This is a genomic window from Bacillus sp. FSL R5-0512, assembly GCF_038593295.1.
Taxonomy (GTDB): Bacteria; Bacillota; Bacilli; order Bacillales; family Bacillaceae; genus Bacillus; species Bacillus safensis.
Genome location: NZ_CP151982.1, coordinates 354893 through 368551 on the forward strand (window position 1 = coordinate 354893; position 13659 = coordinate 368551).

12 protein-coding genes and 1 riboswitch are annotated in these 13659 nt (G+C 42.3%); of the genes, 8 read left to right on the forward strand and 4 right to left on the reverse strand.

The genetic code is table 11. The features are described 5' to 3' along the window. Positions 1-6 precede the first annotated feature (6 nt). Entirely contained in the window at positions 7-771 is a 765-nt protein-coding gene (locus tag NSQ25_RS01895) for an MBL fold metallo-hydrolase (protein WP_326136075.1), read from the reverse strand. Positions 772-886: 115 nt separating this feature from the next. Between NSQ25_RS01895 and NSQ25_RS01900 the strand changes: the two genes are divergently transcribed. Beyond that, entirely contained in the window at positions 887-1303 is a 417-nt protein-coding gene (locus NSQ25_RS01900; RefSeq protein ID WP_180951418.1) for an Lrp/AsnC family transcriptional regulator, read from the forward strand. Between the two features lie 28 nt (positions 1304-1331). Then, complete coding sequence (locus NSQ25_RS01905) at positions 1332-2138, forward strand: AAC(3) family N-acetyltransferase (protein ID WP_034283301.1); 807 nt, start codon at positions 1332-1334, stop codon at positions 2136-2138. A gap of 1 nt (position 2139) precedes the next feature. On the opposite strand, the gene NSQ25_RS01910 is transcribed toward NSQ25_RS01905, so the two are convergent. From NSQ25_RS01910 to NSQ25_RS01920, 3 genes are all read right to left on the reverse strand, one after another. Continuing rightward, positions 2140-2526, reverse strand: a complete 387-nt coding sequence (locus tag NSQ25_RS01910) for a competence protein ComJ (protein ID WP_034283302.1) — start codon at positions 2524-2526, stop codon at positions 2140-2142. 120 nt (positions 2527-2646) lie between these two features. Beyond that, a complete protein-coding gene (locus NSQ25_RS01915) occupies positions 2647-4344 on the reverse strand; it encodes a methyl-accepting chemotaxis protein (RefSeq protein WP_046313811.1) in 1698 nt (565 codons plus the stop codon). Positions 4345-4471: 127 nt separating this feature from the next. Then, positions 4472-4900, reverse strand: coding sequence for a NucA/NucB deoxyribonuclease domain-containing protein (locus tag NSQ25_RS01920; protein WP_326136074.1), 429 nt, complete (start codon positions 4898-4900; stop codon positions 4472-4474). Between the two features lie 367 nt (positions 4901-5267). On the opposite strand from NSQ25_RS01920, the gene NSQ25_RS01925 reads away from it, so the two are divergent. The 6 genes from NSQ25_RS01925 to NSQ25_RS01950 are packed head-to-tail and all read left to right on the forward strand — an operon-like array spanning position 5268 to position 13162. Further along, complete coding sequence (locus NSQ25_RS01925) at positions 5268-7337, forward strand: hydantoinase/oxoprolinase family protein (RefSeq protein WP_326136073.1); 2070 nt, start codon at positions 5268-5270, stop codon at positions 7335-7337. Next, complete coding sequence (locus tag NSQ25_RS01930) at positions 7327-9315, forward strand: hydantoinase B/oxoprolinase family protein (protein ID WP_326136072.1); 1989 nt, start codon at positions 7327-7329, stop codon at positions 9313-9315. Before NSQ25_RS01925 ends, NSQ25_RS01930 begins: the two co-directional genes overlap by 11 nt. After that, positions 9312-10397, forward strand: coding sequence for an ABC transporter substrate-binding protein (locus tag NSQ25_RS01935; RefSeq protein ID WP_070326677.1), 1086 nt, complete (start codon positions 9312-9314; stop codon positions 10395-10397). The genes NSQ25_RS01930 and NSQ25_RS01935 overlap by 4 nt, the downstream gene beginning before the upstream one ends. An 8-nt stretch (positions 10398-10405) precedes the next feature. Further along, positions 10406-11497 (forward strand): ABC transporter ATP-binding protein, encoded by a 1092-nt coding sequence (locus NSQ25_RS01940; protein ID WP_214755599.1) that lies wholly within the window; start codon positions 10406-10408, stop codon positions 11495-11497. After that, positions 11497-12366, forward strand: coding sequence for an ABC transporter permease (locus tag NSQ25_RS01945; RefSeq protein WP_034283317.1), 870 nt, complete (start codon positions 11497-11499; stop codon positions 12364-12366). The genes NSQ25_RS01940 and NSQ25_RS01945 overlap by 1 nt, the downstream gene beginning before the upstream one ends. Next, positions 12359-13162 (forward strand): ABC transporter permease, encoded by an 804-nt coding sequence (locus NSQ25_RS01950; protein WP_326136071.1) that lies wholly within the window; start codon positions 12359-12361, stop codon positions 13160-13162. Before NSQ25_RS01945 ends, NSQ25_RS01950 begins: the two co-directional genes overlap by 8 nt. Positions 13163-13530: 368 nt before the next feature. Beyond that, positions 13531-13624, forward strand: a riboswitch (cyclic di-GMP riboswitch). The last annotated feature ends 35 nt before the right edge of the window (positions 13625-13659 follow it).

Genomic DNA, 13659 nt, shown 5'->3' on the forward strand with positions numbered 1-13659 from the left:
TGTTGATCAGAAGGTGAGACTTTCCCCATCTTGAGGGACAGAAATGGCTTGATCTGCATGATGCTCTTGAATGTAAGCCTCTAAAGCAGCTCTTGTTAACAAGCAATGATTCACAGCTTCAAGATGACAGACGACAATTTGAGCTTTTGGCTGAGAACGGTGAACGTCTAGAATCTCTTCCTTGGTCATTGTAATCGGATCGCCTTCTAAAAATTGAGCAGCCCCGCTATTGACCACAATGACGTCTGGCTTGCATGTATTCACAACCTCTTTCGGTTCATCACACCAAACGGTATCACCTGCAATATAAAGGGTAGGTTCATCAGGGTGAGAGAAAACAAAACCGCTCACCTGACCCATCCGCTTCGCCGTTTCTCCCGTCCCATGCTGTCCGCCTGTACGTTTAATATGAACGCCGCAAATGTCCATTTCATCTTCAATGCATGTGACATGCTGAAATCCAGCTTCTTCAACTTCTTTTCGATCCTTCTCCGATTGAGTATAAATTGGCCCATCTTGAGCTAATTTTCTTTTGGCCTCGTCGTCAAAGTGGTCCAAATGTAAATGAGTGAGTAAGACAGCATCTGGGTGTAACAGACTGTCTAAATCTATATTTACAGGAAGCTCCACAATAGGATTGTTCAAATGTTGATTGGCTGTATGAGGGAACGGTGGATATGTTCCTTTTGCTGCTAAAAAGGGATCGATTAAAAAAGTTGAATGACCATAGTGAAGGTATAAAGTAGCATTGCGAATGAGTGTAATTTTCATAAAAAGGCCTCCTTTTTTTCTCATTAAGTTTACAGTATATTAAAAGAGTTCTATGTGACAGAGGATCATGAAAGTCTTTCATCGGAAGGGCTTGATTTTTGAAAGAGGTGAGCCAATGCTAGACCAAACAGATATGAATATTTTAAAAGAACTATCAAAGAACAGCCGATTAACGATGAAAGCTCTAGGTGAAAAAGTTCATTTAACCGGCCAAGCTGTTGCAAATCGGGTGTTAAAGCTAGAAGAAGAAGGCGTGATTGAAGCATATACCATTTCAATTGATTGGCAGACACAAAAGACGATTCAAACCTTTTTGCAGCTGTATACCCGTAATCATCATCATGAACCACTTCTGTCGTTTCTTTATAAAAGGGAAGAAATCAAGAATTTGTACAAAATAAGTGGTGAAGGCTGTTATATGGCTGAAGGACATTTCTCCAGTCATGATGAACTTGATCAGTTTTTAACGGAGCTGACGAATTACGCAAATTACAAACTGTCTATTGCGGTTAAACGTCTCATTCATCAGTAATAGAAGAGACGCAGGAGGAAAAGGAACGATGCAAAAATTAATCGAAAATCAAGCTGAGCCGATGACAAAGGAAAGAATCAAAGCAGACTTGGTTCAACTTGGTGTGAAAAAGGGCATGATTTTATGTGTTCACTCATCTTTATCATCAATCGGCTGGGTAAACGGAGGCGCTGTAGCCGTCATACAAGCATTGATGGAAACCTTAACAGAAGAGGGGACACTGATTATGCCGGCACAAACGTTAGAGCTTTCTGATCCCGCCGATTGGATCGATCCGCCTGTTCCTTACTCATGGTGGAAATCGATCAAAGAAACAATGCCTGCATTTGACCCAGCTTACACGACGCCATCAGCAATGGGAAAGGTGGCAGAAACATTTTGGAAATACCCAGGTGTGGCGAGAAGCAATCATCCCAATTTTTCATTCACAGCCTGGGGGAAAAGAAAACATGAAATTCTGAAACACCATGCGCTTTCCTTTGGATTAGGAGAGCATTCGCCTCTTGGCCGCATGTATGATCTTCATGCTCAAGTGCTGCTGCTTGGTGCATCATTTGAGAGCATGACAGCTTTTCATCTAGCTGAATACCGAATTCCTCAGCAGGACCTCATGACAAGAGGAGCCCCTATTTTAGAGAATGGATGGAGGGTATGGAAAGAGTACCAAGATATCATCACAAGAGAAGAACTATTTGAACAGATTGGCCGTGATTTTCTGCAATCAGGAGGCATCCATCAGCACAATCAAGTTGGACTTGCCAGTTCATATTTACTGCCCATGAGAGAATCGGTAGACTATGCGGAAAAGTGGCTTGATCTATACGATCAGTCGTAATCTACACTGTTTGGAAATTTACATAATAAACGTCTTGATCAGGCTGCTGTGAGGTGTAGCAGGTAAGCTGATAGTCTCCTTTTGGAATGGAGAAAGACAGCACTCTGGCCATGACGCTTGTGATATAAACTTGATCATTTGTAAGCGTAAAGGGAACTGTTATAGCTCTATCAACCGAGACTTGGGGCTCATCGCTATTTAATGTCACAATAATAGACGCCTTTCCATTATTGATTCCTTCAAAGGAAACTCCTTGATCTCCAGTTGCAAATCCTTGAAGAATGTCCTCATCTGTCCAATCAATGACAGGTGGTGTTTCGCTTCCGGTGTATACCGTGATTTGGTGGTAGGAGATAGATAGGGAATAGGCTTGATTTAAGTGATTCATATAAAAAACTCCTTTATTTAAGAATTTTTGTTGGAACGTGAATGGTTGAAAGAGTGATTCTTGAGGAGAAAGTTAGGCAGCAAGACGATTGTCGCCGTCTTGCGCTATTTGGTGTGGGGTCTAGATGTGAAATTGCGAGACCATTGCTTTTAAATCTCCTGCTAAATGGGCAAGCGCTTCTGATGAAGCTGTTACTTCTTCCATTGCAGCAAATTGCTCTTCTGTTAAACCGGCTACTTGCTGTGAATGTTCACTCGTTCGTTTCACGCCTTCTGTAATAGACGCAAAAGACTGTTTCGCATCGTTTGTATAAGCTGCGATTTTTTGTGATGCACTTGATAAATGTTTAATGCCATTCGCCATTTCTCTCATCGACTGCTGGATATCATGAAATGATTCCTCTGTATGAGAGATAAGGACAGCCCCTTGAGCCGCTTCCTCTCTTACTCGTTTGATGGCATTCGTTGAATGAGTCATCTCTTTTTGTATTTCAGAAATGAGATGGGAAATCATGTTTGATGATGCTTGAGATTCTTCTGCGAGCTTTCTCACTTCGTCTGCGACAACAGCAAATCCTTTTCCGTGCTCACCTGCCCGTGCTGCTTCAATTGCTGCATTAAGAGCTAGCAGGTTTGTCTGGCTGGCGATATCTGTAATGACTTTGGAAATATGATCGATTTCAGCTGAACGTGTTTCCAATGCTTGAATCGCTGTACCATTTTCTTCAATTGATTTGGCAATAGACGTCATTTGTGAATGAACTTCACCGATATTGTGTACACCTTTTTGGGCCACTTCTTGTGCGGAGTGACTTCTTGAAGCCATTTGTCCTGCATTTTCAGTGATGTTTGCCAGCTCGTTTGATACTTGAATCATTTTGTGCTCACTAGCTGTCATTTGAGCGGACTGTTCTTCTGAAGATTGTGCCACTTCTTGAATCGTGTAGGTGATTTTTTCTGATGCTGCACTCGTTTCTTCTGCGCTAGCTGACAGCTGCTCAGAGGATGTGGCCACTAATTCAGACGTGTTCATGACATTTAGAATGGTTTGATTTAGTTTTTCACGCATCTTATTGAAATGGCCAGCCAGATCAGACAATTCATCACCAGCAGTATCCGTCACATTGATGGTTAAATCACCTTCGCCTGCACTCTTAATGGCAGAAGCCATATGCTTGAGACGTGCCTGAATCCGCTTAGTGAAAATAGAAATAATGATGACCGAAACGATCAGACTTAACAAAAGGACGATGACAAATTGTATATAGAATGACTGAAGCATTTGTGAAATCATGCTTTGGTTGGCGCCAGTATAAAAAATACCAATTGTTTCGCCTGCTTCATTTTTGATCGGCATATAAGCCGTTTGATAGTCTTTCCCGGCAACATTTGCTGTGCCGTAATAGTTTTCTCCTTTATCTAAAACAGTGGTCTTCACTTCAGGAGAGACTTCTGTACCTACAGCTCGTTTCCCGTTTAACATGACATTCGTAGCAACGCGGGTATTTCCTTGAAAAATCGTGATGGTATCACCGGTATATTCGGCTAATTGGTCAACTAATGTGTCATGATCATTGATTTGCGTATTTCCTTTGAATAGCTTATCCTCTTTAATCTGCCACGAGCCTTCTACTTTTTCATTCAGGTAGGCGTAGCCTAGTTTTAAATCACCTTTTGCTTTTTCAGTTGCCATTTGCTTGATGTTTTCTGTCATCTCGCGATTCACCACATAACCAACAACTGCGGAAAAGATGATGAGGACACTTAAAAAGATCAGCAAAATTTTGGCACCGAGCCTCAGTTTTCCCTTTTTCTTCATGCTTTTTAACTCCTTTAGGTATAAGGTAGGGTATCCCTCCTTAAGGATTATCGGCATGAAAAAAGTGTTTAAAATACCTGCATGCAGTCATGTGAAAATTTTTTTAATATAGAAAAGGGAAAGGCTGCTAATCGATGATAAATTGGATTCTTGTGCCGTCTGGATCATCCGATAATTGATGACTTACCCACGAGCCTGCGCCTCTATTATCAGAAGGGCGTACATATTTGACAGAAGCTCCTGTGCCTCCTTCTTTGCACATCGCCATTGGCCATTCGTCACGATCATACCCGCGCTTTGTTGGAACGCCATGTAATGATCGATCCCTCTGCTCATCACTATGTTTACGGTCAATTGTACAAATGGACGAATGACCTTCATCAATGGCTTCTTCTATGTGCTTGGCTGTTTCGGGATAGCGGTCTGATGGAAAATGAATCGTTTTGTCATAAGATGAATTCGCTGTCTCTTGTTTCCCTTGCTCCAGCTGGATATAGCCTGTTGTTACACCAATAACAATCAATAAAAGCAAGAGAATCATTTTAAGAAGTTTCATAGGTGCTGGCTCTCTTTCTTGTTTGCGTATTTTGTAAACAGAAGTATAGCAGAATTACTTACCAATTTCCCCTGGTTTTGAAAAAACGCCTTTTAAAATTCAAAAAACAGATTTTACAAGATTTCATGCTTTTCATTTTTGTAGAAATTCATAAAAATTTTAATTTTGTAGATCATAAAACGAATATGCTCATTCAAAATGGCTTTATCACTGCTTTTTGAGCTAATTTCAAGAATTTAACACACAGAAATTTCAAAAAAATAAAATTGACTAGACCGATCTGCTTTAATAATATGGAGTCAAATATCAAAAAATGTCGTAATTTATCAAAATATGATTCTAATTACATTGTAGGAGGGAAGTACAAATGGCGGATGTCTCATACCGGCTCGGAATAGACATAGGCGGAACATTTACTGATTTATCGTTGATAAATGAAGCAACAGGGGAGCTGACTGAACTCAAGACACCCACAGTGACTGATGACCCAGCCCAAGGAATTATCAATGGGTTAAATCTTCTAAAAAAAAGAGGTGTTGATCTATCCAACATTCAATACCTCGTTCACGGAATGACAATTGGTCTTAATACATTATTGCAGCGAAAAGGAGCAGATTTAGCCCTTTTTGTGACAGAAGGATTTCAAGATATATTGTCACTTCAACGTTTACGACTACCCATTCCTTATGACTTCAATTCTCGTTTGCCAGAACCATTGATACCACGGAAGCATGTATATCCAATCTCTGAAAGGTTGTTACACGATGGTACGATCAAAAAACCTCTCCATCTGCAGCAGTTAGATGATGCAGTCCAGCATGCTATATCTAAAAAGCTAGCAGGTATCGTCATTTCTTTTTTACATAGTTATCAAAATCCAGTTCATGAATTACAGGCAAAAGCCTATATCAATCATCATTATCCACAGTTAGAAGTCCTTACCTCATCTGAATTATGGCCTCAAATGAGGGAATACGAGCGTACAGTGATGTCTGTTGTTAATTTGTACATTCAACCAAAGGTGAAACAGTATTTGCAAACACTGAAAAGTCGTTTGAAGGAAGAAGGTGTACCAATTTCTCCATACATTACACAATCAAATGGTGGTTTAATGGATGCAGAAAGTGCGGCAACCTCGCCTGTGAAGACTCTCTTTTCTGGTCCGGCAGCCGGTGTCATCGGTGCGGCTAGAATTGCAGCATCATCTATTGAACCCAACCTGATCACTTTTGATGTTGGGGGGACGAGTGCAGATATCTCGATTATTCAAAATGGACAGCCTACAATGGCGCAATCGAATCAGCTTTCAGGCTTCCCAATTATTCTTCCATCTGTTGCGATGTATTCAATAGGAGCAGGAGGAGGTTCGGTAGCATGGATTGATCAGGGCGGACTTCTAAAAGCGGGGCCAGAATCAGTTGGCTCAAACCCGGGACCAGCTTCGTATGGAAAGGGAGAAAAAGCAGCTTTAACTGATGCGTTTCTCATATGCGGTTACCTCAATCAAGAACGTTTTGCCGGAGGACATTTACAATTACAGTTGTCTGCGGCGAAAAAGGCTTTTCAGCCAATTGCTGATCAGCTCAACAAAACGGTTGAAGAAGCGGCTGACCAGCTCATTCAAGTAGCCGTAGCCAATATGTACACAGAATTAAGCAATGTGATGGAGCAGCAAGGGTTTGACCCTAGAGATTTTAGTTTGCTGGCGTTTGGCGGAGCAGGGCCGGTTGTGGCGAATTTCCTTGCGAGAGAAATTCATGCGAAAAATGTGGTTGTTCCTCCAAGTCCGGGTACATTATGTGCGTTAGGTGCTCTGACTGCTGACTTTATTCATGATGCGGTGCTGTCGAAGAAAATATGCTTACAAGACTATTCGATCAACCAACTAAAACAAGATTATGAGAAGCTGTCGCGAAAAGCGACTGATTGGGTCAGCCAGCAAAACATTCAGCATATCAATCAGACATCCATTCTATTATTAGCAGACGCACGTTATCAGGGACAGGCATTTGAGATTGAACTGCCATTATCGATTGATTGGCTAAAGCAGGAACAAAATATACACCAACTCATTGAAGCCTTTCACAAATTGCATCAGCGTCAATATGGTCATAGGGATGATCAGGCAAAAATCGAATTTACTCATTTACGCGTTCGAGTCATAGGCGAGACGCCTCCGCTGCCTTTTTCACCTGTTCATGAAAGCAGCGGACAGTCTTTGAAACCATATGAATATAGACGAATTTTTATTGAAGAAAAAGAATACGAAGCATCGGTTTATAACCGGGATACTCTGTCAGTAGGTTCTATTGTAAATGGGCCTGCCGTTATTGAGCAGGATGATACAACAACATTAATTTTGCCAAACTGGGCAGGCAGCATTGATCTATCAGGTAACTTAGTGATTTCAAAGGAGGCGGCTTTACATGAGAACTGACCCAGCAAAGCTTGAGATGATGCGCAGTTATTTTAATGCGATTGCATCAGGTATGGGGCATGTCATTGAACGGACGTCATTTACGACCTTCGTTAAAGAATCTGCTGACTTTGCGACAGCATTAGCCACGCCATCTGGAGATTTCTTTGTTTATCCGAAGACAGTAGGTGTGACGATCTTTTTAGGGCTGAGTCTAAAAAAAGCGATTGAAGAAAGCGGGCCGATGCAGCCAGGAGACATTATCATCACTAATGATCCTTATACGACAGACGGTTTGGCGACTCACCTTCCAGATGTCCATATCATTAAGCCGATTTTTGTAGATGGTGAAATCGTAAGCTATGCTTGGTCTTTTGTTCATGTCAGTGATGTGGCTGGGCTTGTGCCTTCGAGTATTTCACCGACAGCAACGGATGTCCATCAAGAAGGATTAAGAATTCCGCCAGTGAAAATTTATGAAGGCGGGAAAGAGAATCAGGTCGTACGTACCTTTTTAAGAGCGAACAGCCGCGCTAGTCATCTAAATGATGGTGATATTAATGCGATGATTGCAGCAGTTAATACAGCAGATATTCGGTTAAAAGAAATGATTGAAAAATTTGGAAAATACGAAGTGAAACAAGGAATGATAGACTTGCTGAAGCAAGCCGAGGATCGTGCTGGAAAGGTCATTGAAGCTATACCGGATGGAACGAGTGAATTTGCTGATTATTTAGATGATGATATGATCTCAGACGTCCCTATTCGGTTGAAAATCAAGCTAACGATTAAAGGGAAACGGCTGACGCTCGATTTTTCTGAGTGTGACCCGCAAGTGAAAACAGCCTTTAACCTCGTTACCAATGGTCAGAAGCATTCCTTTCTTTATCAAGGATTGATTAATTACATCATTAGTAAGGATCCTTTTATACCGATTAATGGTGGTATAACGTATCCAATTGACGTGATCTCTCCTAAAGGAACGCTGGTGCATCCAGAATACCCGGCTTCTGTCGGGATTCGTCATTCGATTACGATGAGGCTGTACAATGTCGTGCTAGGCGCCATTGGTAAGCTGTTACCTGAAGCGGTGCCGGCAGCAGGTGCAGGTCAATCTGCCATTGTGGTTCTCTCAGTACCTGATGATCAAACGGGTGGCAGGAAAATGTCCGTTGTCGAACCATTAGGCGGAGGCGGCGGTGCTCAAAATGGTACTGATGGAGTGGACGGTATTGATCATTCGTCAGGCTTTTTGAAGAATACCCCAATTGAGAGTTTGGAACAGCATATTGATATTCATGTTCACCGATATGAACTTCTGCCGAATACAGGTGGAGCTGGTGAAAATCGAGGCGGACATGCAATTGGTTTGGAATTTGAAATGATGAAGCCTGAATCAATGGTGACAGCACGAGGAATGGAACGGATGAAGTTTCAGCCTTGGGGATTAATGGGCGGCCGAGCAGGATCGATTGGTGAGGTCAAGCTGATCACGGCTAATGGTGAGAAACAAGACCAGCCCAAAATAGATGTTCTGCGACTTGAAAAAGGCGATATCGTTCAATTGATTTCACCAAGTGGAGGCGGCTGGGGGAATCCATTTGCCCGAAAGAAAGAAAAAGTCCTTCAGGAAGTGGAAGCAGGTCTATTAAGTGAAGAGAGAGCGCTGCAGCAATATGGTGTGAAAGTGTATTTAGACCAAAATAAATGGAAGATTGATGAGGAGCAGACGAGCAGGGTGCGAGAAAAGGTTGATGTTTCTGCATCTACTGACGTGTGGGATTTCGGAGAACAAAGAGCAGCTTATGAGAAAGTATGGACGGACGAAGCCAGCAGTGAGCTGGCCGTTCAGCTTCGTTCCTATCCGGCTAATGAACGTACGCACTATAAACATGCAGTTCATCAACATTTCAGTCATAGAAATGAGCCGTTAACAAAGGAAGATATTACTCAAGCACTTTGTCAATTGAATGGACAAAAAGGGGGAAATAAATCATGAATAGAAGATTAATTGCTATTTTTGCAGGCATCCTGTCAATCGTTGTACTGCTGGCCGCTTGTGGTGGAAATGGAAAGGATCAAGGCAAACAGCAGCAGACTGTGATTGTTGGCGTATATGGAGGCGATTGGGAAAAGAATATCAAACCAATCCTCGAAAAGTTTGAAAAAGATACAGGAATTAAAGTGCAAACCGTCTCTGGGGCGGATTCTGAATGGTTTACAAAATTAAAAGCGTCAAATGGAAAAAATCCACCATATGACTTACTAATCTTACAGCCCGATACGATTCAAAGAGGTATCGCAGCAAACGTTCTTGCGCCTATCGATGAAGATCAAGCGCCGAACGTCAAAAAACTTTACCGTTCTGTCCAAAAGAAGCTTACTGTGAATGGAAAACAATATGCAGCAGGTTTTAGTATGGGACAGCTTGGAATTGCTTATAGAAAAGACCTCGTCAAGCAGGAACCAAACAGCTGGACTGACCTATGGAGCAGTCAGCTGAAAGGGAAGGTAGCCATTTCATCTCCGACTTATTCAGCCGGTTTGCAATTTTTCTCTGCACTTGTTCATGCGCAAGGGGGGACAGAATCAAATCCTAAGGATATTGATAAAGCATTTAAAAGTCTCGCGCAGTTAAAAGGTCATGTAGCTGCTTTTCCAGATAACCCAGGATCGATTCAAACTTTGTTAGAACGTGGGGATGTCGCGGCTGTTCCATATTGGGACGGGCGAGTATTTGCACTTGAAGAAGAAGGAATGGATATTGGTTTCTCATATCCGAAAGAAGGCGCTGTTGCAGCTGTTGCGAGCTGGGCTTTAACGAAGGGAAATCAGCACGAAGAAGCGGCATACAAACTATTAAACTACTTGAGCGGAAAAGAAGCTCAGGAAGCTTTTTCGGAAAAATCTTATTATGGCATGTCGAATTCTGATGTGAAATACAATGACAAGATTAAGGGGAAAGTGAAAGTTGGAGAAAATTATTACAGCAAGCTGACTTGGGTAGATTATGAAACAGCGACCTCTGAGCTTGGCAATTGGACAAATCGATGGAACGAAGTATTAGGCGGAGGAAAATAGGTGATCGCATGAGTGGAATTCATTTAGAACACATCAGTCAGCACTTCGGTGAGCAGATTGCTCTCAACGATGTCAGTCTTACGGTGAATGAGGGAGAGTTTTTCTCCCTTCTTGGTCCTAGCGGCTGCGGAAAATCAACATTATTAAACATCATTGGCGGTTTTTTAGAACCAACAAAAGGCGTCGTCTATATTGGCGATCAGGATGTGACAGCTTTGCCGCCTTACCAAAGAAAAACAGGTATGGTCTTTCAAAGCTATGCACTTTTTCCACATCTGACTGTATTTGATAATGTGGCGTACGGGCTAAAGGTTCAAAAGAAAAAGAAGGCGGAAATTAAAGAGAAGGTAATGGAAAGCTTGTCTCTTGTTCAATTAGAGGCATTTGCGAAACGGATGCCCCACCAATTAAGCGGTGGTCAACAGCAGCGGGTAGCGATTGCAAGAGCGCTGGCGATTCAGCCGTCTGTTCTCCTTCTTGATGAACCGCTCAGCAACCTAGATGCCAAACTAAGAAAAAACATGCAGACAGAGCTGCGAAAAATTCAAAGGAATGTCGGGATTACAACCATTCTTGTGACACATGATCAAGAGGAAGCCTTAAGCCTTTCTGATCGGGTTGGAATTTTAGGAGAGGGAAGAATTCAGCAGATTGGGACGCCTTTAGAGGTGTACCGCCAGCCAAACAATCGATTTGTAGCTGAATTCATCGGACAGGTGAACATCTTTGAGGCCGTGTACAATGAAGCTGATGCGGTATTTACAGTTCCGCATATAACCCATTCAAACGGTCAGCATCTTCAGCTGCAGGCTGCGGCACATCAAGAGAAGAGGGAAAAGCAACTGCTTATGCTGCGTCCTGAAAGAATCAGCATCTCTTCTGAGCGGGAGGAAGTAAAGCCGAACCATGTATCAGGCGTGCTGTCAGATGTGAGTTATATTGGGCATTCATTACGTTTGGTTGTGGGACTTGATCATGGTGAAATTATTGTCCATGCTTCTGATGCGGCATTTCCCGAGCTGCCTGAAGTTGGAGAAACCGTCCATATCCATTGGCAGCCTGAAGATATCGTTTTCTTAGATTCGAAGGTGCATACGTGATGCGAATCAAGAAAAAGAATCAACGATTTCATTGGTTTATGCTGCTGCCAGCCTGTTTGTTTCTTATAGTATTTTTACTAGCTCCTCTGGTGATGATGCTCGTTCTCAGTTTTCGCGATGTCGATTCGATGATGAATACATTACAAACGTATAGCTTTTCTCAATATATTCATGTGTTCACGACAGATGCATATGTAAAGGCGATTGGAAGTACTGTGTGGGTGGCTTTGCAGACAACGGTGATTTGTTTATTGATGGCATACCCCGCAGCATACGTGCTCGTCAAAGCACCTAATCCGCGTCTGCGGGCATTTTTCTATATCCTACTTGTGTCGCCGCTTTTGACAAGTGTTGTGATTCGGACATTTGCATGGATTGTTCTTCTTTCGCAAAATGGTCTGATCAATGGCATGTTACTAGATTTACATGTAATTGAAAAGCCGCTCTCGATGCTGTGGAATATGAATGCGGTCATTATTGCCTATGTCCAAGTCATGCTGCCATTTGCAGTACTGCCGATCGCAACAAGCTTAACCGATATGGATCGTCACTTAAGACCGGCTTCTATGAGTCTTGGAGCTGGCCGGATTCGAACCTTTTTTCATGTCACCTTACCACTGACCATTCCAGGCATGGTAACTGGCGCAATCATCGTCTTCTCACTGGCAGCAGGAAGTTATATCACCCCGCTGTTAGTCGGCGGACGGATGCAGCCGCTGCTGCCGCTGTCAATTTATCAGCAGGTCATGCAGGTGTATAATCTGCCTCTTGCTGCAGCTATGTCCTTTACATTATTGGTTTGTGTGCTTGTGGTAGTCAGTCTATTAAGCTATTTATTGAAGCGTTGGGAGGCGAGGATGCATGCGTAAAAAGTCAATAGGTGACCGCTTGCTTTCCATCCTGATTTGGACTGCTGGGTCATTGGTTTATCTTTTTTTAACCATACCTGTTCTTGTGATCGTCCTATCTGCTTTTAGTCCAAATGCCTTTCCTGAATTTCCACCGACTTCGTTCTCTGTTCGCTGGTTTCATGAGGTCGTGTCAAATCCAGAATGGATGGAATCTCTTCGGATCAGTGTGATTCTGCTGTTCATCGTGACGCCTCTCACGGTTCTTTTAGGGACAATGGCTTCGTATGCTTTAGCAAGGCTTTCCTTTAAGGGAAAGGAGGCTGTCCAAGCTTTCATTCTGTCACCTCTCATGATTCCTCAGGTGGTGTTAGGGATTGCGATGCTTTACTTGTTTACGGCTATGGGCTTTACAGGGTCTTTGTGGGCGCTCGTCATTGGTCACGTCATCATTGGTTTTCCCTATGTGGTTCGAACGGTAGGCGTGAGTGTTTCGAATTTAGATCCGCGGCTTGAGCTGGCTTCAATGAATCTTGGCGCAGGACCCATTCGCACGTTTTTTCGAGTCACATTGCCTTTGATTAAGCCGGGAATCATTGCAGGCGGGGTGTTTTCAGCTGTGACGTCATTTGGGGAAATATCGATCAGTTTGTTCGTTTCCTCTCCTCAAACCATTACAATCCCCGTCAGGACCTTTTATTACATTGAGCAGACCTTTGATCCGAGTGTCAATGCGATATCTGTCATATTTATTATCATTTCTATCATTGCGCTGCTCATTATTGAGAAAACGATTGGTCTGTCTAAGGTGATGTAAGTATAATGAAGAAACAAGGAGTTGTCATTTGAAATGACAGCTCTTTTTTTGTTGTTTTTACAGTAAAAAAAATTCATTTTTTTAGGGAATATAGTTCTTAAGATTTAAGAATTTGCGGGGAACGCAAGGAGACCTCTATCCTACATTTTCGGTCATATTTTCAAAATTTAAGGGAAAATATGAAATTTTTGCGGTATTTAGTCGATTATTTTCGGTTGAACGCAACTATTATTAGTTATTTTCGGTAAATATCGTCAATTATCATGGGATCCCTTCGGTATGACGCATGAATCTTTACACCCATTTTTCGGTGAAAAAAACAATATTTTCATATAAAGTGGACGTAAATAGAAAATATCTAAAAGAAAAGAAGAAAAAGGCAAATCTATGGAAACATAGAGACGCAAAGCCATGTCCTAAGGTAAATGATTCTTTTTTTGCTAAGGTCGGCAGGCTACCGAATGAAAATGGGAGTCCCTCCGTTTTATTCGGGGTGG